This is a genomic window from Deinococcus sp., from assembly GCF_025362455.1.
Classification (GTDB): Bacteria; Deinococcota; Deinococci; order Deinococcales; family Deinococcaceae; genus Deinococcus.
Map to the genome: position 1 here is coordinate 1 of NZ_JANYGJ010000178.1, position 24,425 is coordinate 24,425.

The 24,425-nt window shown below is 66.7% G+C and carries 22 protein-coding genes; 8 read left to right on the forward strand and 14 right to left on the reverse strand.

Translation table 11 applies throughout. The features are described from left to right. Positions 1-297: 297 nt before the first annotated feature. The 13 genes from Q0R23_RS13285 to trmH form a co-directional block, all read right to left on the reverse strand. Positions 298-1,299: an HpcH/HpaI aldolase/citrate lyase family protein gene (locus tag Q0R23_RS13285; protein ID WP_293913742.1), complete on the reverse strand. Its 1,002-nt coding sequence runs from the start codon at positions 1,297-1,299 to the stop codon at positions 298-300. 186 nt (positions 1,300-1,485) lie between these two features. Continuing rightward, positions 1,486-2,121, reverse strand: a complete 636-nt coding sequence (locus Q0R23_RS13290; RefSeq protein ID WP_293913743.1) for an AIM24 family protein — start codon at positions 2,119-2,121, stop codon at positions 1,486-1,488. After that, positions 2,010-2,348 carry a hypothetical protein gene (locus Q0R23_RS13295; protein WP_293913744.1) on the reverse strand — a complete coding sequence of 113 codons (339 nt, stop codon included), beginning with the start codon at positions 2,346-2,348 and terminating at the stop codon, positions 2,010-2,012. Before Q0R23_RS13295 ends, Q0R23_RS13290 begins: the two co-directional genes overlap by 112 nt. Positions 2,349-2,458: 110 nt before the next feature. Next, positions 2,459-3,478: a cysteine protease StiP domain-containing protein gene (locus tag Q0R23_RS13300; RefSeq protein WP_293913745.1), complete on the reverse strand. Its 1,020-nt coding sequence runs from the start codon at positions 3,476-3,478 to the stop codon at positions 2,459-2,461. Continuing rightward, positions 3,465-4,202 carry a hypothetical protein gene (locus Q0R23_RS13305; RefSeq protein WP_293913746.1) on the reverse strand — a complete coding sequence of 246 codons (738 nt, stop codon included), beginning with the start codon at positions 4,200-4,202 and terminating at the stop codon, positions 3,465-3,467. Before Q0R23_RS13305 ends, Q0R23_RS13300 begins: the two co-directional genes overlap by 14 nt. Continuing rightward, on the reverse strand, positions 4,199-5,323 hold the full coding sequence (locus tag Q0R23_RS13310; RefSeq protein ID WP_293913747.1) for a phosphoribosyltransferase domain-containing protein: 1,125 nt from the start codon (positions 5,321-5,323) through the stop codon (positions 4,199-4,201). Before Q0R23_RS13310 ends, Q0R23_RS13305 begins: the two co-directional genes overlap by 4 nt. Then, positions 5,307-6,386 (reverse strand): ATP-grasp domain-containing protein, encoded by a 1,080-nt coding sequence (locus tag Q0R23_RS13315; RefSeq protein ID WP_293913748.1) that lies wholly within the window; start codon positions 6,384-6,386, stop codon positions 5,307-5,309. Before Q0R23_RS13315 ends, Q0R23_RS13310 begins: the two co-directional genes overlap by 17 nt. 84 nt (positions 6,387-6,470) lie before the next feature. After that, positions 6,471-7,514, reverse strand: a complete 1,044-nt coding sequence (locus tag Q0R23_RS13320; protein WP_293913749.1) for a DUF475 domain-containing protein — start codon at positions 7,512-7,514, stop codon at positions 6,471-6,473. A 247-nt stretch (positions 7,515-7,761) separates the two neighbouring features. Continuing rightward, a complete protein-coding gene (locus Q0R23_RS13325; protein ID WP_293913750.1) occupies positions 7,762-8,337 on the reverse strand; it encodes a TerD family protein in 576 nt (191 codons plus the stop codon). 151 nt (positions 8,338-8,488) lie between these two features. Continuing rightward, positions 8,489-9,784: a VWA domain-containing protein gene (locus tag Q0R23_RS13330; RefSeq protein ID WP_293913751.1), complete on the reverse strand. Its 1,296-nt coding sequence runs from the start codon at positions 9,782-9,784 to the stop codon at positions 8,489-8,491. Positions 9,785-9,943: 159 nt separating this feature from the next. Continuing rightward, positions 9,944-11,221: a TerD family protein gene (locus Q0R23_RS13335; protein WP_293913752.1), complete on the reverse strand. Its 1,278-nt coding sequence runs from the start codon at positions 11,219-11,221 to the stop codon at positions 9,944-9,946. Positions 11,222-11,305: 84 nt separating this feature from the next. Next, entirely contained in the window at positions 11,306-11,881 is a 576-nt protein-coding gene (locus Q0R23_RS13340) for a TerD family protein (protein ID WP_293913753.1), read from the reverse strand. A gap of 162 nt (positions 11,882-12,043) precedes the next feature. Beyond that, positions 12,044-12,733: a tRNA (guanosine(18)-2'-O)-methyltransferase TrmH gene (gene trmH / locus Q0R23_RS13345; RefSeq protein ID WP_293913754.1), complete on the reverse strand. Its 690-nt coding sequence runs from the start codon at positions 12,731-12,733 to the stop codon at positions 12,044-12,046. A gap of 192 nt (positions 12,734-12,925) precedes the next feature. Here trmH and pgeF point away from each other — a divergent pair, with 192 nt between their 5' ends. From pgeF to Q0R23_RS13365, 4 genes are all read left to right on the forward strand, one after another. Continuing rightward, entirely contained in the window at positions 12,926-13,714 is a 789-nt protein-coding gene (gene pgeF, locus Q0R23_RS13350; protein WP_293913755.1) for a peptidoglycan editing factor PgeF, read from the forward strand. Continuing rightward, entirely contained in the window at positions 13,711-14,247 is a 537-nt protein-coding gene (locus Q0R23_RS13355; RefSeq protein ID WP_293913756.1) for a YqeG family HAD IIIA-type phosphatase, read from the forward strand. The genes pgeF and Q0R23_RS13355 overlap by 4 nt, the downstream gene beginning before the upstream one ends. A gap of 68 nt (positions 14,248-14,315) precedes the next feature. Next, positions 14,316-16,988, forward strand: coding sequence for a type II/IV secretion system protein (locus Q0R23_RS13360; protein ID WP_293913757.1), 2,673 nt, complete (start codon positions 14,316-14,318; stop codon positions 16,986-16,988). Positions 16,989-17,119: 131 nt separating this feature from the next. After that, positions 17,120-18,367, forward strand: a complete 1,248-nt coding sequence (locus Q0R23_RS13365; protein WP_293913758.1) for a type IV pilus twitching motility protein PilT — start codon at positions 17,120-17,122, stop codon at positions 18,365-18,367. A gap of 664 nt (positions 18,368-19,031) precedes the next feature. Here Q0R23_RS13365 and Q0R23_RS13370 read toward each other — a convergent pair. Beyond that, positions 19,032-19,967 (reverse strand): peptidoglycan DD-metalloendopeptidase family protein, encoded by a 936-nt coding sequence (locus Q0R23_RS13370; RefSeq protein ID WP_293913759.1) that lies wholly within the window; start codon positions 19,965-19,967, stop codon positions 19,032-19,034. A 329-nt stretch (positions 19,968-20,296) separates the two neighbouring features. Here Q0R23_RS13370 and truA point away from each other — a divergent pair, with 329 nt between their 5' ends. From truA to Q0R23_RS13390, 4 genes are all read left to right on the forward strand, one after another. After that, complete coding sequence (gene truA / locus Q0R23_RS13375; RefSeq protein WP_293913760.1) at positions 20,297-21,106, forward strand: tRNA pseudouridine(38-40) synthase TruA; 810 nt, start codon at positions 20,297-20,299, stop codon at positions 21,104-21,106. Positions 21,107-21,250: 144 nt separating this feature from the next. Continuing rightward, positions 21,251-21,709, forward strand: a complete 459-nt coding sequence (locus tag Q0R23_RS13380) for an isochorismatase family protein (RefSeq protein ID WP_293913761.1) — start codon at positions 21,251-21,253, stop codon at positions 21,707-21,709. After that, the gene (locus Q0R23_RS13385) at positions 21,706-22,749 is read left to right on the forward strand and encodes a M42 family metallopeptidase (protein ID WP_366520437.1); all 1,044 of its coding nucleotides are present in this window, start codon (positions 21,706-21,708) and stop codon (positions 22,747-22,749) included. Before Q0R23_RS13380 ends, Q0R23_RS13385 begins: the two co-directional genes overlap by 4 nt. A 26-nt stretch (positions 22,750-22,775) precedes the next feature. Beyond that, complete coding sequence (locus Q0R23_RS13390) at positions 22,776-24,035, forward strand: cytochrome P450 (RefSeq protein WP_293913762.1); 1,260 nt, start codon at positions 22,776-22,778, stop codon at positions 24,033-24,035. Positions 24,036-24,425 lie beyond the last annotated feature (390 nt).

A 24,425-nucleotide genomic window follows, 5' to 3' on the forward strand; every position in this document is an offset into this window, starting at 1 on the left:
ACGCGATGTGGAGAACGCCGGGAGATAAAGTGCGTTTGGGACGAACGGGATGTACCATGCACAGCGCAGCGTAAGCTCCCTCCAAGGTTCTATTGACACGTTGCCTAATCAAGAGAGGTGAGGGGCGGGCAGGCGTCCTCAAGGGCGTCCGTTCTGCCCAAGACGCCGTCCCCGAACCTATGGCCAGTTGCGCCCCACCGGGGCGGGGGCTGGGGATGCATTGGCACGGTGCTGAAGCCTAAAAAAGCAACCCAGCCGCCTCAGACCCAGCCGCCCCAGATGAGGCGACGCCCACCCCTACGCCCCTGAAGCCTCCGCCCAGGCGCTGGTTTCCTGACCGTAGACTTCGGCGCGGCGGAGCACCGCCTGTGCCCAGCGGGTGTGGGTGGCGGGCTCGCACATGCCGCCGCCCAGCCGAAACACCGCCGGGGCGCCGCTGTGCAAGATGGCCCTGGCCTGCTCCAGATCGTGGGCGCTGACCCGGTAGGCCCGCTCGATAACCTCGATCTGCGCCGGGTGAATGGCGGTTTTGCCGCTCAGGCCGCGCACGACGTCGGCTCTGGTTTCGCGCTCCAGGGTGCTCAGGTCGTCGATCCATTCGTAGACCGGGGCGCTGACGGCCACGCCCCAGGGCACGAAGGCGCCGACCACCCGGTCTATCCAGGTCGCCAGCGGGGTTTCGTAGGCGCTCAGGCCGGGCACGCGGCGCAGGCCCAGCAAACTGAGGATGTCGTTGCCCCCGAAGCGCACGGCGGCCACACGGATACCGCTGCCCAGCAGCAACTCGCGCAGGTTTTCCAGGTCGCTGGACCCGAAGACCTCGCGGGTCTCCACGGTGGCCATGACGCTGAACGGCGAGTGCGGGCCGAGCAGCCGCAGATAATCGAGCGCATTGCGGGCCGTCAGCTTGGGCAACACGAAGCCGTGCAGATTCTGAATGCCGGGCAGCGCCAGCAGGGCTTCCAGGGTGCGCGGGTCGCGGGGGCGCACGAAGCGCAGCGGACCAGCTTCCGGCAGATGCGGCAGCGTTTCACTCAGCCGGGCCAGGGCACTGGGCAGCTCGGCGGCGTGAATGGAGTCCTCGGTGCAGTAGATCAGGCTGCGCAGGTTCGGCAGTTTCTCGCCGCTGCCCAGGGCGAGCAGATCCGTCCGGGTCGCGGGCACGTACAGGCTGGCGCCCAGCTCGAAGGCGTGAAAGGGCCGCGCCGGACGGGGAAGTGCGAAATCGGGCGATGTGGATGTGGGCGGGGTCGGTGGACTCAGAACGGGAGGCTCCTTTGCCGCAGCAAGTCTGGACATCACAAGGGCGGTAGTTGGTGCGTTCGCGCAGGCTAGAGCGCCTTCGTCAGCCGCGCATGAGGAGGCGGCGCATGAGGAGGCGGCGCAGGCCAGAGCGGGTCGGCACACTCAGTTTGGCTGGGCCGTGATGATACCGGTTGCCGAGACAGTCTGGCTGCTGGACAGTCTGGCTGCTGGACAGTCTGCTTACTGGGCCGCGCCGGTGGTGCCCGGCGGCGTCACCTGCTTGCGGGCAGCCTGGGCGGTGGGGGTCAGCCACACCACGCCGCTGCCGGTCAGGCTGTAGATCATGCCCTCGCCGCTGCGGTAAGTGCTCATCCAGCCCCGGTCGAACTTTTCGATGTTGAAGCGCAGGCTGCTGGAAAACAGCAAGATCAGGTCGCCGTCGACGCGCATCTCGTCGTTGCTCAGGGTGTGAATCTCGACTTCCTCGAAGGGCACAGGGCTCTCCAACACGAAAAATCCGGTGCCCTTGAGTTCGGGCGACACCAGGCCGTTGCCGCCGAAGGCGCGGGCGTCGAGCATCATCCGGGGCGACACGTCCATGCTCGACTCACACGAGTAAAAGGCCCCGTCGTCGATGATGTAGTTGTCGCCCTGGGTGTCTTTTTCGCCGATAATCAGGTGCTTGTAGGTCGGCTCGGTCCAGACCACGCCCCGGCCCTCGAAGATGTTGCGGGCCGAGGACTCCCCCGCCGCCCGGCTGGCGATCATCCGCGCCGCGCCGCCCAGCAGGCCGCCCAGCCCACCCAGCCCGCCGCCGCCCTGGTTGCCCTGGTTGGCCAGGCCCGGTGAACTCTGCGAGCCGCTGAGCGACTGCATCCGCACGCTGCCCCGGCTGAACTGAAAGGCGCCGGGTTGCAGCAGCGCGCCGCCCCCGTCGAGCTTGTCTCCAGCACGTTGGGCCGCATACCCATCCGGTCAGCCGCGTAAAAACTCTGGGCCTCGTACAGATCGTGCGGCTGCACCGGGCTCTGGTAGGTGGTGAAGGTGACGCCGCGTCCGGCGGCGGTGTCGAGCTGTTTCAAATTCTCGCGGCGCTTTTCCATGAATCCTCCGCAGGGAGTGGGGGGTGTAAGCCGGTCTGCCGCCTCAAACTCAGGTCAGAGTAGAGCATCCGGGCCGTTACATTTATCTGGCCTTGCCTTGAGAAACGCCGTCAACGGGCCACCGCCAGCGCCCGGTAGGGCAGCGCGGGCACGACATGCACCGGGACGTGCTCGCCTGCCGCCAGTGCCAGCAGGTGCGCCACCTCCGGGTCAGAGGCGTCGCGGACCAGCAGCGCCGAGGGTATACGCCGCAAAAAGACCCGCGTGGCCTCCCCCACCGACGGCTTGATCTTGTGTGGATCATGACCGCTGTAGGGTGCGGCCAGCCGCAGCGCTTCCGGCAGCGGACCGAAACTCAGTCGCGGCGCGAGTGGGCCGGGCCGGGCCGCCAGCGCAGCCGCTTCCAGGGCGTCCAGATACGCGGGCGTTCGGTCCAGATGGGCCAGGTGCGTCCAGGCGAGGGCGGCGTGCGCGGTCTGCCCCGGCACCAGGAAGGTGCGCGAGAGCAGCCCGCTGACGGTGGCGTTCAGCGCGGCGTGCGGCAGCAACTGGTCCTCGCGGGTCGCCGCCAGCTCGGCCACGTTCGCCGGATCACTGAGCACCAGCAGCGGCGTACCCTGGGCCGGGTGCCCGCTCAGGGAGGAGCGCAACGTCGCCCTGACGCTGCCCTTGCCGGTCCAGCCGTCCACGAAGACCAGGCTGGCGACCAGGCGCGAGGCCAGCACGGTGTCCAGCGCCCCCAGGTCCAGCCCCACGCCCCGGATGACGCTGATGGCGTGATGCTCGGTATCGGTTCCTGCGCGGCGCAATAATCGCAGCAGCACGGCGCCCACCGGCAATCCGCCGCGCGGCAGGCTCAGCAGCGTGACGGGCTGCCCGGACGCCGCCAGGTGCGCGGCCAGGCTGGCAAGCTGAATGCCCAGGCGTTCACCGCTGCGGGCCAGCGAGTCCGCATACGCCTGTTCCTGCACGTCGCTGGGCTCGCTCTCACGCTCCAGCAGAAAGCCGTAGCTGGTGCCGGAGGCGATCAGGGCTTCCTTCTCGGCGCGGCCCACCAGGCGGGGCCGGGCGGGTGCCAGGTGCAGCGTCACGTCTTCCGGACGCCAGGTGTGGCCTTCAATCACGGGCATCACTTTGAAGGTCACGCATCAGGTCGCTGTCACGGGGCAGCACGGCGAGGTCGCACAGGCTCAGGAAGCCCAGGTCGGCGCGGGCGTCTCCGGCGCCGAACACCACGGCGCCCGCGCCGATCCGCGCCAGCAGCCAGGCGCAGGCTCCCTGCTTGCCCACGCCCGGCAGCACCAGGCTGGGCGCACCCGGCGCGTCGAGGAAGCGCAGCGAGTGGGTCCGGGCCAGCCCGCGCATGGTCTGGACAGCGGCCTGGGTCGCCTGTACATCGCGCTCGGCGTGCTTGAGACACAGCCCGTAACGCCCCCGCTCACGCTCCAGCACGGACAGCACGTAGCCGTTCTCGGCTGGATGGCGGCGGGAGAGTTCAGCGTCCAGACCGTCCAGCAAAGTCGCGTCCAGTTTCAATTCATCGTCCCAGTCGGCCTCGCGCTGGCCCGCCGGACTGAGGATGGTGGCGCCGTGATCCAGCACCCGCCAGGACGTGAACGGCAGCGTCACCCGGCGCATGGCCGCCTGGCTGCGCCCCGTGACCGGGATGATCTCGGCGTCGCTGAACCGTTCCAGCAGCGCCGTGTGCGCCTCCAGAACGAAGCACAGCGCCTCGCCTGCCGAGTCGTAAGCTGCGACGGGCAGCCCCACCGTCTGGGTGCCCCGTGCGGCCAGTTTGCGGCGGCTGAGCATCACCGTGTCGTCCAGGTCGAGCAGGAGGATGGTGCGGGTCATCCGGAGCCCAGACGAAGACTGGTCAGGTTCGGCCAGTCGCCGGGCAGCACGGGCGCAGTGGGCGTCTCGTGGAGCAGCAGCACCCGGTCATAGCGCTGCGGCTGGGGGTCGTAGAGGTAGTTGGGCGTGCCCTCCCCGTAGGCGTCGGTAAAGTCCAGGCGTGGCCCCAGCGGGCCGCACTTCAGAGCAGGGCTGCGGGTCGTCGCCATGAAGCGCACCTCGGCGCCCTGAGCGGCCAGATGAAACGCGGCGCGGTAGGGCCGGTACATGTATTCACCGCTGCCGAGGACCAGCACGCGCTCGCCGGGCCGGGCGGTCAGTGCGGGCGCCGGGCTGGTCTGGACGGTGCGCCAGCCTCGCGGGTGGTCGCTGAGCGGCGCCGGGGCAAAGCGGGCCTCCACGTCGGGCAGGGTGGCGGTCCAGCCAGGGGTCGGGGTAAATTCCAGTTGGCCCCGCGTCAGGGCGTGAACCCCCACCGGCACACCGGCACTCTCCGCCATCCGCATCGCACCGCTGCCGCCTGAGAAGTCCGCCAGCGTGACGAGGTGCAGCCGCTTCAGCGCGGGCAGATGCGCTCTGAGCCGGGCAGCCAGGCGGGCCAGGGTCAGGCCGGTGGTCACCTCGTCGTCGACGAAGATCAGGTCGGTGACGCCTCTCAGCGCCAGCTCGGCGGGCGGAAGGTACAGCCTGAGCTGCGGCGCGTGCGAATGCGTTTCTTCCAGATCGAGCGATTCGCGGCCCGGCAGGCTGTAGCGGGTGGTGGTGGCCATCAAACCGGGGTGGGGCGTGAGGCCGCTCAGCTCCTCGGCCACGCCCTCGGCGAGCGCGGTGGCGGTCTCGGCCATGCCGACGAGTGCCCAGGGACCGCCCAGCGCGGGGGCGACCAGTCCGGCCAGGGCGTGCTGTGCCCGCTGCATCAACGCCGGATCGGTGGGCAGGTGCTTGCCCAGCACTTTCGAGACGAGCAGAAACGGGCGGCGCGGGTTCTGGCGCATTCCAATGTCGAGCAACTCAGGCAGCGGCCAGTCGCTCAGGCTGGTGGCCGTAATGCTCAGCCTTCCGGCGGGCAAGACGGCCTCCAGCACGGCTTCGGGGAGCCAGGGTTCAGAGGGACGGGTCAAGCGCGGACTCCTGAACCGGACCGTACTCGCCCAGCGTGATGACCTCGCGGGCGTCGGTGACGCGCCTGCCGGGCGTGAAGCTCAGGTCGCCCAGCGGGGCACCGAAATGGGCGTCCACTTCGAGTAGCCCTAGTTTCAGCCCACTCAGCGCCGCGCTGATGGCCAGGCCACCGCTGGCGCGGGCGTTGACTTCCAGTAGCCGGGGCGCTCCGGTCTCGTCTTCCCTGAACTGGGCGTTGAACAGGCCGTCCATCTTCAGCTCACGGGCCAGCAGGGCGACCCACTCGCGCAGCTCCGGTGCGCCTTGGCTCATCTGCACGTTGCCGAGGCCGCCGATCTTGCGGCGCACCACGCAGGTCAGCAGCGTGCCGCGCCGGGCCAGCGCGTCCACGCTGTACTCCTTGCCGGGCAGGGTCTGCATCGCCAGCAGTGGGGGCAGGTCCTGGTGGCCCAGCAGCAATGCGGCGGCCTCGTAGCTGATGCGGAGGTGGTCGCCCCCGAAGAAGCGCTCCAACTCGCTGCTCCGTGTCTGATGGCGTGGGGTCAGGATGCGGAAACCGTGGCCGTAGATGCCCCGCGCAGGCTTGAAGCAGGCCGAGCCGTGGCGGGTTTCCAGCTCCAGGGCGGCGGCTTCCAGCTCGTCCCAGCTCTGCACCGGCACGGTTTCGGGCATGGGAATGCGGCCACTGAACACCTTATAGAAGCGGGCCTTGTCGTCGCATAAGTCAAAACTATCGGCACTCTGGCCCGCCACGATCAGGTGACAGCCTGCCGCCCCGAAGTCGGCCCGGCGTTCAGCCAGCGCACTGACATAGCGCCCGCCGACGACGGCCCGCACGCCCCGCGCCCGCACCATGTCCAGCACGTAGTCGGGGTAGCGTCCAGGCTCCAGCGGATGCGGCTCCAGAAACGCCTCGTGCGCCTCACCGAGATACGAGGCGTCGGGCGAGACGTGGCTGGCGAGCACATGGTAGCGCCCCGACTGGGCGACCTCGCGGACGCGGTGAAGGGTGGGGTTGATGTTCTTGGTAAACCAGATGGTGGGCAGGGGTGCGGCAGGCATTGGGGGCATTATGGCGCCTGGAGCCTCACCCAAAAAACCCGCCCCAAGCCGGAGCCGGGGGCGGGTCAGTCTTGCTCAGAACGTTTAACTCGCCCGGCTTTCCTTGCGGTTGGCCACCAGGCTCGCCACGATCGAGGCGACGATAAAGGCCACGCCGATCAGTCCGGTGACGGCTTCGGGAACGTGCTGGCCGCTCATGGTGTAGAGCATGATGATCGAGAGCGCCAGGATGCCGTAGTGGGCGCCGTGCTCCAGGTAACGGTACTGGGCCAGCGTGCCCTGATGGACCAGAAACAGCGTCAGCGACCTGACGAAGACCGCGCCGATGGCCAGGCCCGCCGCGATGATGACGATTTCCTTGGTGATGGCAAAGGCCCCGATCACGCCGTCGAGCGAGAAGCTGGCGTCGAGGACTTCGAGGTACATGAAGGCCGCGAAACCCGCCGCGCCCGCCTTCTGGGCCATGTTGTCGGTGTTGAACAGGTTGCCCAGCGCGTTGACCGCCATATAGATGATGAGGCCGACCAGACCCGCCGCCAGCGCGGTCAGGCGCTTCTCGACGGGCACCACGGTAAAGACCAGGCCCATCAGGGCGCCCAGGGCGATGATGATCTGCACGGCTTCGAGCTTGGCGAGGCCCGCCAGACGGCTTTCGGGCAGCAGCCAGTGCTCGTCTTTTTCGGTGTCGATAAAGTAATTCAGCGCGACCATCAGCAAAAAGACCCCACCGAAGGCGTTGATGGTGATGGCCGAGGCTTCGAGGTTGCGGGCGTACTCTTCGGGATTGTTGAGCGCCAGGCTGGTCACCTCAGCGAAGCCCAGACCGGCACTGAGCGCCACGATCACGATGGGAAACAGCAGCCGCATGCCCACCACGGCGATGAGAATGCCCCAGATCAGAAATCGGCGCTGCCACTGGGGCGACATGTTCTTGAGCACCGAGGCGTTGACCACGGCGTTGTCGAAACTCAGCGAGATTTCCATGACGCCCAGCACCAGCACGATCAGCACGTCGTTGAGCGCCCGCCCGACGCCGCCTGTGGCGTAGCCGTACCAGGCCGCCAGCAGCATGGCGACGACCGACACGCCTCCGGCAAAGCCGAATTCCCTGCGGATGGTGTTGTTCATAGGTGGTCCTGTGCTGTTCGGTCTTGTGGTGTTGAGTTCATTGTTCTCCTCCGACATGCGCCGGGATGCTCGCTCGACTGGGTAGATGGGGGTCGTGGTGGATGGGGTCGTGGAGTCGGCTCGGCCACTTGCCGCTCCAATATAAGCGCCGGGTCAGGAGAATCTTCCCGGCCCGGCGTCCAGCGCCATCATACATTGGTCACGTTCAGATGAAATCGGCAGATAAAACGGGGCTGGCGGCCTCGCCCTACAGCGAGATGCCGTAGTTGCGGGCCAGGGCGCCCAGGCCACCGGCAAAGCCCTGCCCCACGGCCCGGAATTTCCACTCGCCCGCGTTGCGGTAGACCTCCGCAAAAATCACGGCGGTTTCGGTGGAGAAGTCCTCGCCCAGATCGAAGCGCACGATCTCGGCCCCGGTCTGCTCGTTAAGCAGCCGGATAAAGGCGTTGCGGACCTGCCCGAAGCTCTGACGCCTCGCCTCGGCGTCGTGGATGGTCACGGTGAACGAGACGGTCTGCACGTCGGCACTCACGCGCGAGAGGTCGATTTTGATCTGCTCGTCGTCGCCCTCACCGGCCCCGGTGCGGTTGTCACCGGTATGCTCCACCGAACCGTCGGAGCTGCGCATCTGGTTGTAAAAAATGAAATCGCTGTCGGCCCGGACCTTGCCCGCAGCGGTGAGTAAAAAGGCGCTGGCGTCGAGGTCAAAATCCTGGCCGTCGGTGGAGCGCACGTCCCAGCCGAGGCCCAGCACGGCTTTGGTGAGGTTGGGGTCTTGCTTGCTGAGCGACAGGTTGCCGCCTTTGGCGAGGGTAATGGGCATGGGACATTCCTCCTGGGGGTAGTGGGGAGTGGGAAGGGCAAGAAACAACGGAGGTGCTACGGGGTGTGCGGAGCGAAAGTTGCCTGGGGGTGCAGGGCGGTGGGTCGATCAGGGTGTTCCTACTTCCCACACCCCACTTCCCACTTCCCGCCTACAGCAGTCCCTGGCGCTTGGCATTCTCCAGATACGAATCGTACTCCTGAAGCAGCATCTCGTAGAGCTGGTCGCCTTGCGTGGTGTCGATGTTCTCGATCTGCACGAAGTCGGCGTTGTCGATAAATCTGCCGGTCAGGTCATCGAGCTTCTGCAAGAATTCGAACTTCTCCTTGCCGACGCCGACGAATTTCCAGAAGATCGGTTCCTGGCTGGCCTCGCGGACCTGGGCTTCGGATTCCTTCTTGTCGAAGGTTTCGCCGTCGGTGATGAAAATAACGTAGATGGGCGTGGGCTGCCTCAGCGGCGAATTGCGCGGCCCGGCGCTGCCGAAGTAGTGCTTGCGGAGCGACTGGACCGCCTGGGCGTACATGGTGCCGCCTTCCAGCGGATGCTTTTTCAGCAGATTGTCGATGGCGCCCGTGACCCCCTCGATGCCGATTTCGCCCACGTCGTGCGCCCGCAGGCCAAACAGGAACACGTCCATACGCCCGTCGTCGTCGAAGCGGCTGGCCAGCGCCAGGGTCTTCTCGGCCACCCGCTGCACCACGCCGCTTCTGTACAGCGGGCTCATGCTGGCCGAAATATCCAGCACCAGCGCCACGCGGGCGGTATGTTCGTCCAGGCCGCGCTTTCTCAGGCTGACCTCGGCCTGCTTGACCAGACTCACGAGCTGCGGCGCCTGGGCGGCGATCTGCTTATCCAGCCTGACCTGCGCCTGCTTCTTCAGGCTGATCGGCGGGCCGGACGGAGCGGCCTGAGCCGCTGGGGCCGCCACTCCGGGCGCCTCGACCTCGCCGCCGAAATAGACGATCAGATCGCCCAGACCGCCGCCGAAGCCCTGACCCACCGCGCCCAGCCGCCACTCGCCGGAATGTTTGTAGAGTTCGAGCAGCATCGCCGCCTTCTCGGCTTTGAGGCTGGATTTCACGTCGAAGCTGACCCCACCGGATTGAAGACTGCCCAGGCTGACCTTGAGTTGCGGGGCGCTGGCCACCGCCTGGCTGTCGTGGGTCGCCGTGAACATCACGCGCTCGACGTTGGCGGGCAGCTTGCCGAGGTCCACGCTGAAGGTCGCCTGCGCGTCGCCGAGCTGAGCCGTGATCTCGCCCTGCGGCGTGCGCGGGTTGTTGTAGAAGGCGATGTAGTCGTCACCGACCATCTTGCGCTCAGCCGTCAGACCGAAGGCGCTGATGTCCAGCCCGCTCAGGCCGTGCTCGACGGTGACGGTCAACGGACTGGACAGGCCGAGGTCCGAGAGTTTGCGTTTTTCACCGGCAGAGAGCTGGGTCATGAGGTGCTCCTTCGAAAGAAGAAAGTACTGAGTACTAACCAAAACAAGTACTTAGAGAGAAAAGGGCGCTAGGTCTGTATGTCCGAACGGAAAAGTCGATGATGACCGAGAATGTCAGTCTTCTTTCTCAATACTCAGTACTTTTCCCTCAGTATTTCTTCACTTCCGCCCCGCCTTCCAGTTGAAGCCGAATCCATACGCCTCGTCGCACTGACGGTGGCCGGGGAAGTACTTCTCTTCCTTGGTGATGACCAGCTCGCCGCCGTGCGCCTGCACCAGCGCCACGGCGCAAAACGGCAGCGAGGCGGGGTTGGACAGGTTCATCTTGATCTCGTTGCCCTGCGGATCGGTGAAGCTCAGGCGTCCGCCGACCTCGCTGAAGTTGCCCGCGCCCTCGTAGATGAAGGCGAAGATCAGCACCTTGCGCACCAGATCGGGCCGCTCGATGTACAGGTTCTCGCCGCCCGCCACCGCCCCGGTGCGGTCATCCTGGTCGAGCTTGATGAAGGGCGGCTGGCCCGACGCGCCGAAGTTGCCGCCCAGCGCCTGAATCACGCCCACCTCGCCGCTGCTCAGCTCAAACATGCAGCCCAGGTCGAGGTCGGCGGCCTTGCCCGCGCCGCCCGCCGTCAGGCTGCCCAGCAACTTGCCCAGAAAACCGCCGCTGGTGGGCGCCGGAGCCGCGCCGCCGCCGCGCGACTCCCAGTTGAGGTTGACGTGGACGCGCTGCGTACCGGCTTTTTGCAGGCTGATCCGCGCACTCTGGCCGGACTTTTCCAGCGTAATCTTGGTCAGCGAGATGGGCCGGGAGGCGTTGACTGAATTGGCACTGGGCGCCGGGCTGGACGAGCCGGGCTTGGTCATATTGATTCCGCCAGATGAACTGGGGTTCTGATTCGCTGGGTTCTGACCCGGCAATGGCTGCGGCGCAGGTGCAGGCGCCGGATTCAGGTCGGGCAGGCCGGAGCCGCCGAAATGCCGCACCAGGCCCGCCAGGCCGTCGGCAAAGCCCTGGCCGTTAATCATGACTCGCCACTCGCCGTTGTGCCGGTAAAGCTCGGCGGCGATGATGGCCGCTTCGTTGGTAAAGTCGCCTCCTTTGAAGCTCCAGGCCGCCAGGGCGGGCGCGTTCGCCGGGCCGAAACTGATCTCGCCCTGGTTCACGCCGCGCAGACCGCCGCCCGGCACCGTGCAAAAAGCCAGCCGCTCGACGCCGGGTTCGAGGCCGTCCAGGTTGACGGAAAAGCGGCTACCCTGAAGGCTCAGGCCGCTGACAGTGAGTTTGGCAGGCGTCACCAGACTGTCGGGCCGCAGGAGTCTGGCATCTGCGTTCAGCACGAAGCACAGGGCCGGGCCGGGGCTGAGACTGACGTCCAGCACGTTGGGAAGACTCAGACGCGAGAGCGGAGAACGCTGGCCGGGGGCAAGGTCTTGCATGAAGCTCCTCGATGTGGGATTAACGAAAAAGGCCGGGCGTCCGGTCAGGCCGGGGCGCCTCAGCCTCAGTTCAGTGGCGTTCGCTCAGGCGTTGACGCCGTAGCTCTTGACCAGCGCCTGGAAGCCGTCGGCAAAGCCCGACCCCAGCGCCTTGAACTTCCACTCGGCGGCGTTGCGGTAGACCTCGCCGAACAGCATGGCCGTCACGGTGCCGCCGTCTTCGGTCAAATCGAAGCGGGCGATCTCGGCGCCGCCGTCGCCGTTGAGGACGCGGGCGTAGGCTTTTTCCACCTGGCCGAAGTTCTGGGCGCGGCTCTGGCCCTCGTGGATGACCACCGCCACCACGATCTTCTGCACGTCGGCGGGCACCTTATCGAGGTCGATGGACACCACCTCGTCGTCCCCGTCACCGGCACCCGTGCGGTTGTCGCCCTGGTGAACCACCGAGCCGTCTGCCGAGCGCAGGTTGTTGAAAAACACGAAATCCTGGTCGTTACGGACCTTGCCCGCGTCGTTGACCAGGAACACCATCGCGTCGAGGTCGAAATCGGCGCCGTCGGTGCGGCGGGTGTCCCAGCCCAGGCCCACGTTGATCTTTTTCAGGCCGGGTGCTTCCTTACTCAGCGAGACGTTGCCGCCTTTGGTCAGTGATACGGGCATGGGTGTTCCTCCTGGGAATGGGGGGTGAAGGCCGGTTGGGCGGGAGCGCAGGCTGCGGTAGCGTCGAGCGCCCGGTAGAAGATTGATACGGTACTTGCCCAGTCTAAAGAGAGAGCGCTCACCATAAGTTTTGAAAATCATCATGCTTTGGCCGCTCACTTCTCATCTAACGGGTGTGGAGGCGATAACGGGTGTGGAGGCGGCGCTCAACACCTGGCCCGTCTCGCTCAGCGCCGGATACGCCTCGCCTCGCTCGCGGTACAGCGGCGCCAGATCGGGGTAGCCCCACTCGAAGGTCAACCGGGCCAGTTCGGCAATCTCCAGTTGGGGCGATTCGTACAGCCCTGCCGCCAGCCGTTGCCGCTGGGCCTCGAACAGAATGGTCGCGGCGGCCACCGAGACGTTCAGACTCTGGACCATGCCCAGCATCGGAATGACGATATTGGCGTCGGCAACCCTTGCGGCCTCGTCCGAGACGCCCCATTTTTCGGCGCCCAGCAGGACACAGGTGGGCCGGGTGTAATCCACCGAGCGGTAATCCACGCTGCGCTGCGAGAGGTGGGTGGCCAGTACCTGAAAGCCGCCTGCTCGCAGCGCGTTTACGGCACTGACAGCAGTGTCATGGCTACGGACCGGCACCCATTTCTCGGCGCTGCCGGAGGTGGCACTGAAGGTCGGCAGACTGCCGTGCTCAGGCGGTACGGCGTGGGCTTGCAGCACGCCCACCGCGTCGCAGGTCCGCAGGATGGCGCTGAGGTTGTGCGGCTTGTTCACCTCGTCCATCAGCACGGTCAGGGTCGGCTGGCGCCGGGCCAGCACCTGACGAATTTTCTCGAATCGTTCGGGCGTCATGGAGCGCACCTTAGCAGGCGGGGCGCCCCCAGACCAGTCAGGAAACCAGGGGCCGCAGGCGTGAAAATGCCCTGCTGGCGGGGCTCAGATACCAGTGCTCGGCCCCCCGCCCTACCGTGACCCGGCGCACCCCCCCGTCTGGGGCGACTTGACAGAATCCAGTGAGATATGCGCCTCCATACTGACCTTCTGATGCTCCGCGCCCCCGCATTCGGCTCACCCCACGCCTTCACCACCCGGCGCGGCGGCGTGTCGGCTGGGCTCTACACCGCGCTGAATTTCGGTGACCGGGCCATCAACGGCGTACAGGACGATCCCCGCTGCGTTCAGGAAAACCGCCGCCTGACCTTGGAGGCGCTGGGCTTCGGGCCGGGCAGCCTGTGTCTTCTGAATCAGATTCACGGAACCGATGTGGTCCAGGCCCGCGCCGAGACCATCCAGGCAGGTACTGTCCAGACCAGCACCCTCCAGACCGCCGACGCCCAGGTGACGGGCGTGCCGGGCGTGGTGCTGGGCATTCTGAGCGCCGACTGCTACCCCCTGTTGCTCGAAGACCCAGGGGCCGGTGTGATCGGCGCCGCCCACGCGGGCTGGAAGGGCACGCTGGGCCGGGTGGCCGGGCGCACCGTGCAGGCCATGACCAGCCTCGGCGCCCGGCCTGAGCGCATCCGCGCCGCCGTCGGTCCCGGCATCAGCGCCGCGCGGTATCCGGTGGGCGATGAAGTGGCGCAGCAGTTTGTGGATGGTGGCCTGGGCGAGCACGTTCAGCGGCTCAATCAGCTTCATACCGCTCAGCCGCATCTCGACCTGGCCGCAGCCAATGTTCAGGTGCTGCGCGAGGCCGGGCTGGACGCTGAACATATCTGGGTGTCGGGGCGCTGCACCACCGAACCTGATTTTTATTCGTATCGCCGCGACGCCGGGCGCACCGGGCGGATGCTGGCCTGCATCGGGCTGAGCCAGCCAGGAGCAGGGGCATGACCGGCGACCTCACTTCCCGGCGCGGGCTGCTGCGGCCCCGTGAACTGCTGGAGAGCATCGAGGCCATCACGCCGGACTTCATGGCGGCGCGCAACCTGCGCGGCCTGCTGCTCGACTTGGACAACACCCTGATTCCCTACGGCAGCTACGAGGACCGCGCCGAGCTGCTGACCTGGGCCGCCGAGCTGCGCCAGGCCGGTATCCAGCTTTACCTGCTGAGCAACGCTGGCGCCAGCCGCGCCCGCTTCTGGCTTGACAAGTTGCAGTTCGTCGGCGTGGGCATGGCGGCCAAACCCTTTCAGCGCTCGTATCGCCGTGCGCTGGGCCAGATGAACCTCACGGCGGCCCAGGTCGGCATGGTCGGCGACCAACTGTTTACCGACATGCTCGGCGGCAACATCGCCGGAATGTACACCATCATGGTCCACCCACTCGTCAACAATTCGCTGCCCCACACCAAGTTTGCCCGCCGCATCGAGCGGCTGGTCCTCAGGCGCTACGGCCACGACTGGTACGGCAAGAACAGGAGATAACGCATGAATACGGACCCCTTCTTTCAAATGTCACTGCCACTGTCACTGCCTTTGAGCGGGCGGCCCGCATGACGACCCTCTCGATTGGAGACCGCCGCCTGGGCGCCATTTTGCTGGAGCAGGGCTACGTCAACGACACCGATCTGCAAAAGGCGCTGGACCGGCACATCGAGGTCGGGGGCCGCCTGGCCGACATCCTGATCGACGGCGGCGTGGTGGGCGAGAAGCGAATTGCCCGCGCCCTGGAGGAAGCCTTCGGCTTGCCGCTGGTGGACCTGAGCGCCCTGACGCCCGATCCACAGGCGATTGCCAGCATTCCGGCCAGCGCCGCCGTGCACGCCCAGGGGATTCCCTTCGCGCTGGAAAACGAGGTGCTGCGCGTGGCCTTTGTCGACGCGCTGAGCAACGTCGCCATCGAGACGATGGAAGACGAGAGCGGCTACGTCATCGAGCCGTACCAGGCGCTACGCGAGCAGATGGCCTGGGCGATTGCCAGCTTCTATCCGGAGCTGGGGCTGCCGATCCCCAAGCTCAGCGAGGCCAGGGCCGCAGGTAGCGCCCGGCTGGGTGACCGGCTCGTCGCCCAGGGCCTGCTGGACGAGGCCCGGCTGGAGGCGGCCCTGGAACAGCAGCGCAATAGCGGCGAGCTGCTGGGCGCCGTGCTGCTGCGAATGAAACTGGTCAGCGAGGAGCAGCTCTACGAGACGCTGGCCGAGCAGGAGGGCAAGCCGTTCGTGCGCGACACCACCGCCTACGCGCCGCCCGAAGAAGTGCTGGGATTGCTGCTGCGGGCCGACGCGCTGCGCCTGGGCGCCGTGCCGGTCGAGTATGACGGCGCGGTGGTCAGCATCATCACCGCCGATCTGCGCCGCCGCGACGACATCGAGGCATTGGTGGGCCGCAAGATCAGCCTGATGCTGGCCCGGCCCAGCGACGTGGACAACCTGATCGAGCGCAGCTATCCGCAAAAGGGCCGACTCGGCGAGGCGATGGTCCAGCAGGGTACTTTGTCGCGGGCGCAACTGCGCGAGGCTTTGCAAACCCAGGCCCGCCAGGGCAAGGTCAAGGCGCTGGGTGAGGTCATCATCGACCTGGGCTTTGCCGGAAGCGAGGAGATCGACGCCGCGCTGCAAAAGCAGAATGCCGGTGGTGGCCGCCTGGAAGACACGCTGGTCCAGTCGGGCAAGCTCAGCCCGGAGATGCTGGCAAGATCGCTGGCCGCCCAGCTCGGCTACGAATTCGTCGACCCGATCACCTCGCCGCCCGACCCCAAAGTCGCGCTGATGATTCCCGAGGCCACCGCCCGGCGCTACACGGTGGTGCCGATGCGGCTCCAGGGCGACTCGCTGGTCATCGCCATGAAAGACCCGCGCAATGTCTTTGCCCTCGACGACCTCAAGCTGATCACGGGCCGCGAGATTTTGCCCGCCGTGATGGCCGAAAAAGACATCATCCGGCTGATCGAGCGCTACTTCGGCGACAAGGACATGGCCAAGCTCAACGAGGAGCTCGCCAAAACCAGCCGCCAGCGCGAAAAGGACAACGAGAGCAACGCCGTCGATCTGTCGTCCCTCGACGACAACGCCGTGGTGCGCGTCGTCGACGGCCTGATCCGAGAGGCGGCCCTCCAGGAAGCCTCGGATATTCACGTCGAGCCCACCGAGCACAGCGTGCGCATCCGCTACCGCATCGACGGGTCGCTGCGCGAGCACATGGAGCTGCCCAAGGGCGCCATCCAGAGCGTGCTGGCCCGCATCAAGATCATGGGCAACCTCGACATCGCTGAGCGGCGCGTGCCCCAGGACGGGCGCGTCAGATTCAAGAAGGGCAGCATCGACCTCGATCTGCGGCTGAGTACATTGCCCACCGTCTACGGCGAGAAGGCCGTCATGCGTCTGCTGCAAAAAGCCAGCAACATTCCCGAAGTCGAGCAACTGGGATTCTCCGAGTACAACTTCCAGCGTTTTCTGGACCTGGTGGAAAAGCCCAACGGGATCTTCCTGATTACCGGCCCGACCGGTTCGGGCAAGTCGTTCACCAGTTTTTCGGCCCTCAAGCGCATCGCCCGGCCCGACAAGAACACCACCACCATCGAAGACCCTATCGAGTACGAGATTCCCGGCATCATCCAGTCGCAGGTCAACCCGGTGGCGGGACTGACCTTCGCCCGTGCGCTCAGGGCCTTCCTGCGGCAAGACCCCGACATCATCTTCGTCGGCGAGATTCGCGACACCGAGACCGCCAAGATCGCCACCGAGGCCGCGCTGACCGGCCACCTGGTCATGGCCACGCTGCACACCAACGACGCGCCCGGCGCCATCACCCGTCTGGCCGAGATGGGCGTGGAGCCGTTCAACATTTCCGCCTCCGTCATCGGCGTGCTGGCTCAGCGCCTGGTCCGGCGGGTGTGCAGCGAGTGCAAGCGCCCCACCAACGCCGATCCCGACGTGCTCCGGCGCCTGGGCATCACCGAGCGCGACCTGCGCGGCGCGGCCCTGCAACGCGGCGCGGGCTGCCCCCGTTGCGGCGGCACCGGCTACAAGGGCCGCATGGGCATCCACGAGCTGATGGGCATCGACGAACCGCTGCGCCAGGCCATCGGTCTGCACAAACCCTCCGCCGAGATCCGCGACATCGCCATTCACCAGAGCGGCATGAAAACGCTGCGCCAGGACGGCATCGAAAAGGCCCTGCAAGGTCTGACCACGCTCGAAGAAGTGCTGGCGGTGACGAGTAACTGAGCGGATTGTGGGGTGTGGGGAGTGGGAACAGCACACGGCCCTGGTTTTTACTCACCTGCTCACGCCCGCCCCACGACAGAAAAATCGTCCAGCGCCGTTCCCACTTCCCACCCCCTCCAAAGGAGCCCCATATGACCACCCCCTCATCCACCTACGGCCCCGACATCACCGACATCCTGCGCATCGCCGCCGAGAAGGACGCCTCCGACGTGATCCTGACGGTGGGCAAGCCGCCGCAGCTCAAGCTGCACGGGGTTTACGGCAACGAGGGCAACCATGAACTGAGCGCCACCGACACCCGCAAGCTGATGTACAGCATGATGAACGACAAGCAGCAGCGCCAGTTCGAGGACAAGCGCGAGCTGGACTTCTCCTTCGCGCTGGGCGAGCAGGCCCGCTTTCGCGTCAACGCCTTTATGCAGCGCGGCTACGTGGGCGGCGTGATGCGCCTGATTCCCACCAAAATCAAGAGCGTGCATGACCTGGGGCTGCCCCAGACCGTCATCGACATCGCTAGTGCGCCGCGTGGCCTGGTGCTGATTACCGGCCCCACCGGATCGGGCAAGTCCACCACCCTGGCGGCCATGCTCGACCACATCAACGTCAACAAGAACCTGCACATCGTGACCATCGAAGACCCCATCGAGTTCATGCACGCGCACAAGCAGAGCGTCATCAACCAGCGCGAGGTCGGCACCGACACCATGAGCTTCGAGAACGCGCTCAGGGCTGTGCTGCGTCAGGCGCCCGACGTGATTCTGGTCGGCGAAATGCGCGACTACGAGACCATCAAGCTGGCCGTCACCGCCGCCGAAACCGGCCACCTGGTGATGGGCACGCTCCACACCAACTCGGCGCCGGAATCCATCGACCGCATCGTGGACGTGTTCCCCGAAGAGCAGCAGGCCCAGATTCGCGTCCAGCTCGCCAACAACCTGGTCGCCGTGATGACCCAGCAACTCCTGCCCCGCCTCGACGGTGGCCGGGTGATGGCCTACGAGCTGCTGATCGCCAACCCCGCCGTGCGTGCCCTGATCCGCGAGGGCAAAACCTACCAGATCGTCTCGGTGATGCAGACCGGCTCGCGCGAGGGCATGGTCACCATGGACGCCTTCCTGGCCGGGCTCTACAAGCGCCGGATCATCAGCCACGACGCTGGGCTGGAGCGCGCCGTGGACCCCAAGGAATTTATCCGGCTGGCCAGCGACACCGGCGGCGGCAGCAACCCCAACGCCGTGCCCTCGGCGGGCCTGGTCAGCGGCGGCTACGCCAGCAGCGCCACGGGCGGCGGGCGGCCCAGTGCGCCCACCCCCGGCATGGGCCGCGAGGCGGCGTCCAGCAGCGTAAGCACCGACAAGTCCGGCGTCGGACGGCGCTGAGCCGAAAGTAGTTAAGCCAAACGTAATTAAGCCAAACGTTATACAGCGTCCCCGGTTTGAACATGAGCCGGGGACTTCTGCTGTCCGGAGTGGTCGAGACGGGATTAGAGCAGTACTCCGAATTACGCCACGGGGAAAACAGCCTCCCCGCGCCTCCATTCTGCGTCCTGCTCAGTCAAAACTACTCGCTCCGCTCGGTCATAAAAAGGGTCTTTTTATGACATCTGCTCTAAGTATGTCCTTGCTCACGTCCCTAGCTTCCGCTTCTTGGGAAGGGCGGCACTTACCGGGCGTCTGCACCTACCGGGCGTCTGCACCTATCGGGCGTCTGCATCTATCGAGCGTCCTGGCGAGAGCGGCACCTACCGGGCCTCGCCGCCTGCCCGCAAAGTGCGCTCCATCCCTCTCCTGCGGAGCTCTGCGAGTCCACGCCCGCCTGGCCGTACTTTTTCCAATACTCGCTGTTCGTCGTGAACGGAGCGGGCAGGCGTCCCCAGGGGGAGGAGTGGCGTCCTCATGGGGAGGAGTGGCGTCCTCATGGGTGTCCGCTCATGACGACAGTCCGTTCACGACGACAGTCCGTTCTGCCCAAGAACGCGCCTGGGGACGCCACTCCTCCCGCTCGGTTGATCCAAAGATAAACGTTGGTGTCCTTGAATCCCGCTCAGTCCAGCAGCGCCAGCGGATTTTTCGGCACGCCGCCCTGGTAGGTGCCGTAGTGCAGGTGCGGCCCCGTCGAGCGTCCGCTGTTGCCGCTGCGCCCTATGACCTGCCCGGCATTCACCCGGTCCCCGCTGCGGGCGGCCAGACGGCTCAGGTGGGCGTAACGGGTCTTCCAGCCGTCGCCGTGATCCACGGTAATGGTCCAGCCCCAGCCGCGCCCGAAGTCGGCGCGGGCCTCTATGACCCGTCCAGCGCGTGAGGCCCGCACCGCCGTGCCCTCCGGCACCACGATGTCGATGCCGTAGTGCATTTCGGTGTCGCCGTCGAAGCTGCGTTCACCGAAACCGCTGCTGATCCAGCCGCGCACCGGCCATTGCCAGCCGGACGCCTGCTGAACGCTGAGCTGAACCAGCGGACGTGGCTGGCTGCTGGCCGGGTGAATGCTGGCTGGGCGACTGGTGGCTGGGCGGCTGCTGGCTGGGCGGCTGGTGGCTGGGTGACTGTCACGGCGGAGCTGACCTCTGGCCTTGGCCTGTGCCAGAGCGGACCTGGGCGCGGCCACCCGCCGGGCCGGAATATACAGCCGCTTGCCCGCCTGCACGGGCTTCTGGGCGCTCAGTCTGGGGTTGGCCCGCAGCAGTTGCCCCAGGCTCAGGTGGTAGCGCTGGGCGACGGTACTCAGCGTCTCGCCGCTTCTGACGGTGTGGGCGGCGGCTGGCTTGTGGGCGTCGGGCACGCGCAGCAGGCTGCCTGAACGCACTCTGTTCAGGTGCGGCACAGTTTGGTTGGCAGCCCGAAGCTGCCCCAGGCTCAGGCCGGTGCGCCGGGCGATGACGCTCAGGTTGTCGCCCGGCTGCACTTTGTAGGTGCCGGAAGCGCCCGCCGTCGTCAGGGTGAGCAGCAGCAGCGCGAGGCTTCGTCTAGAGATAGCGTTCATACTCGCCCTGCATTGTCGCTGATTTCCGGGCAAAGGGGTGAGCACCGGCCCATGCTCTAAGTATGTCCTTGCTAACATTTCGGGCTTCCGCTTCTTGGGCACAGCGGCACCTATCGGGCCTGCCCGCAAAAAGCGCTCCATCCCTCTCCTGCGGAGCTCTGCGAGTCCACTTCCGCCAGCGGGCAGGCGTCTGCTGGACGTCCGTTCTGCCCAAGAAGGACATACTTTCTTCCTCACTCGCTCTTCGTCGTGAACGGACGCGCCTGGGCACGCCACTCCTCCCACTCGGTAAAGCTAAAGCTTTACAAGGACATATTTAGCGTGGGCGAATGAAGAGTTACCGGCCCCCCGAAGGCTTCTCGCGCTACCTGCTGGAGCTGAGCTGGCACGGCGCACGTTTTGTGGGCTGGCAATCGCAGCCCGGCCAGCGCAGCGTGCAGGACACCTTGTATGAGGCGCTCTGGCCGCTGATCGAGGGCGGGCCGGGCAACCTGCTGCGCCCCGTCGCCGCCGGACGCACCGACGCGGGCGTACACGCCGAAATGATGACGGTCCACCTCGACGTTCGCAGCGGCGCACTGCGGCCCGGTCTGGCCGTGCTGGGCCGCGCCATCAACGCCCGGCTGGCGAGTGATCTGGTGGTGCTGCGAGCCCAGGCAGCGCCGCCCGGTTTCCACGCCCGGTACTCCTGCACCGAGCGCAGCTATGTTTACCGGGTGCTGAGTGCGCCCACCCGCCAGCCGCTGTGGGAGGGCCGGGCGCTGCACCTCAGCGGGCCGCTCGACCTTCAAGCCGTGCGCCGGGCCGCCGCGCTGCTGATCGGCGAGCACGATTTCGCCGCCTTCGCCACCCAGGAGGAGCGAAGAACCGTGCGGCGGCTGCACCGGCTGGACGTGGTGCAAAACGCTCAGATCGCCGAATTTCACGTATCAGGCGAGAGCTTTCTGCGCCACATGGTGCGCGGACTGGTCGGCACCCTGCTGCGCGTCGGAGCGGGCAAACAGGCGCCGGAGCAAGTGGCCGAGGTGCTGGCCTCGCGCCAGCGTGCCCAGGCCGGAGCCAACGTGGCGCCGCACGGGCTGTATTTCAGCTCCGCGATCTATCCGCCTGAGTTTCCTGGCTCCGAAAAATTGGCATAAAAAACCCGCCCTCTTCGGCGGTGATGACAAGAATATAGCGTGGTATGAGCCGGAAGTCAAATGTATGCAGCCAGCGCCCGGCAACGGCAGACCGCCGTAAGGTTCTCGCCCCTATACTGGCCGCACCATGAGCCAGACGACACCATGAGCCAGACGACCTCTCACGCCCTGCTGCTGCTCGACGCGCAGCGACACCAGTTTGAAACAAGCACGGTTGAAACAAGCACGGTTGAAACCATCGCCGCCGAAAACAGCACCATCCCGCACCGGCTCGCCGTCTGGCGGGAGGCGGTGGCCCAGGCGCGGCGCGGCGGCGTGCTGGTGGTGTTTTTACAGCGCGACGGCGAGGCGGGCGGCGGCCTGGAACCCCTGACTCGCGGCTGGACGCTGCACCCCGATTTCCGGGTCGAGGACGGCGACGTGTTGCTGCGCGTCAGCAGCGAAGACGCCTTTGCGGGCGGCGCCCTGAACCTGGAGCTGCGCAGCCGGGGCGTGACCGACCTGAGCGTGCTGGGCGTGTCTGGTCACGAGGCCGCCACCGAGCGCGGTGCTCACCTGGCCGGATTCGGGGTCATGGCCTGGCCCTCAGAGGCGGTGTCGTGAGCGCCCCTGAACCGATGGTGGAGTTTTTGCTGCGGCTGCTCAACACCCCCAGCCCGACCGGCTTGACCGAGGGCGCGGTGGCGCTGATCGAGGCCGAACTCAGTACCCTGGGCGTGCAGGCCCGGCGCACCCGCAAAGGCGCCCTGCACTGGATATTGCCCGGCACTGATCCGCGAGCCGGGCATATTGGGCCTAAAGTCCTGGCCCTCAGCGCCCACACCGACACGCTGGGCGCCATGATCCGGGCTGTGCTGCCCGACGGACGGCTGCGCCTGACCCAGCTCGGCGGCTACGACTGGACCACCATCGAGGGCGCGTATGTGACGGTGCATGCCCAGGCCGGGCGCAGCTTCACCGGCACGGTGGTCAACGACTTCCAGAGCGGGCACATCCGGCAGGGCGGCAGCGAGCTGCGCCGCAGCGGCGAGAACCTGTATGTGCGGCTCGACGAGCTGGTGGGCAGCGGCCACGACGTGCGTGCCCTGGGCATCGAGGTCGGCGATTTCGTCAGCTTCGAGCCGCGTGCCGTGCTGACCCCCAGCGGGTATCTCAAGAGCCGCCACCTCGACAACAAGGCGGGCGTGGCCATTCTGGTCGAACTGACCCGGCGCCTGGTGGCCCAGCCTGTCGCCATCACGGTCTGCGGCTGGATCACCGTCCACGAGGAGGTCGGCCACGGCGCCGCGCCCGGCTTCGGCGACGCCAGTGAACTGATCGTGCTCGATATGGCGGTGGTGGCGGGCGGCCAGACCAGCGACGAGCGCCAGGCGACGCTGTGCGTCAAGGACAGCAGCGGCCCGTATGACCACGCCCTGAGCAACCGCCTGCGCGCCGCCGCCCACCGGGCCGGAGTGCCGCTGAATATCGACACCTACCCGCGCTACAGCTCGGACGCCAGCGCCGCCTGGAGTGCCGGACACGACCTCCCCGCCGCCCTGATCGGCCCCGGTGTGGACGCCAGCCACGCCTACGAACGCACCCACGTCGATGCCCTGCACGCCTGCGTCAGCATCCTGACGAGCTACTGCCGGGAACCGTAGACCGTCAGACCGCATACCCTGGAGGTATGACAGCCACTCAGCTCAGTCAGGCGGCCCTGGACATCCAGGCGATCTACCAGTCTCCGGAGGCCGTTCAGAACCCTTACCCGCTGTATGAGCGAGCCCGCCAGCACGGCGAGGTCGTGACGGTGCCGGAGTGGAACGCGGTGGCGGTCTTCGGCCATGAGGAAGTCAGCGCGGTGCTCAGGTCACCTGCGGCGCTCTCCGGGCAGTTCGTGGGGCAAGACGATACCGGCAGTCCGCTGCCCTCCGAGACGCTCAAGCTGCTTGAGCCGATGATGCTGTTTCACAACGGCCCCTCGCACGCCCGGCTGCGCGGGCTGGTAAACGCCGCCTTCACACCCCGCGTGGTAGCCGAGCAAGAACTCCTGGTGCGCGAGCTGACCCGCGAACTGCTGGCCGCTGCCGGGCCGGGCCGCTTCGATTTAATCGAGGGGCTGGCCACGCCGCTGCCGGTGTCGGTCATCAGCCGGATGCTGGGGCTGTCGGGCACCGACGACGGCAAGTTTCGCCGCTGGACGCACAGCGTGGCCGAGCTGCTGGGCGGCGTGAACGCCTCGCCCGAACTGAGTGAGCAAATTGAGAGTGACGCCCGCGAGATGCGCGACTACTTCCGCGACCTGGCGAGCGAGCTGCGGGCCGCCCCTCAGCCGGGCCTGCTCAGTGCCCTGGCCGCCGTGAGTATGCCGGACGAGGAGGGCCAGGACGCCCAGCTCAGCTCCGACGAACTGCTGGCCAACGCCGTGCTGCTGCTGGTCGCCGGGCACGAAACGACCAGCAACCTGATTGGCCGGGGCGTGCTGGCCCTCAGCGAGCAGGCCGGTGCCTGGGCCGAGCTGTGCGCCGCGCCGGAACTCCCCGCCAGCCTGGCCACCAACTTAGCCGACGAACTGCTGCGCTTCACCAGCCCCGTGCAGCTCACGGGCCGGGTGCTGGGCGCCCCGACGGACATCGGCGCTCAGACCTTCGCGGCGGGCACGCACACCATGCTGCTGCTGGCCGCCGCCAACCGCGACCCGCGCACCTTTGCGGCGCCGGATCAGCTCGACTGGCAGCGGCCCAACGCGGCGCGGCATCTGGCCTTCGCCAGCGGGCCACATTACTGTCTGGGCGCCAGTCTGGCCCGGCTGGAAGCGCGGGTGGTGTTCGGCGAGCTGGCCCGCTACCCGCAGCTTTGCGTGCTGGAGCAGGCCCACGAGTACCGGCCCAACATCACCCTGCGCGGGCTCACGCGGCTGGAGGTGGAGCTGGGCGAGCGGGGGTAGGCGGTTGGGTTGCGTTGCTGGAGGCTGGATGGGTGGTGGGCGGGGACGCGGCGTTGCCTAGAGCAGATGTCATAAAAAGACCCTTTTTATGACCGAGCGGAGCGAGTAGTTTTAACTGAGCAGGACGCAGAATGGAGGCGCGGGGAGGCTGTTTTCCCCGTGGCGTAATTCGGAGTACTGCTCTGGGCTTCAGCTCGTTGCGAATGCGTCTGCTCCCCCACCCCCCAGCGGGCAGGCCCTTCGTCGTGAACGGACTGTCGTCATGAGCGGACACCCATGAGGGTGCCATTCCTCCCCATGAGGACGCCACTCCTCCCATACGGGTGCCGTTCTGCCCAAGCGGTCAGGCCCCGATGGGGCGCAACTGGCCACAGGTTCGGGGACGGCGTC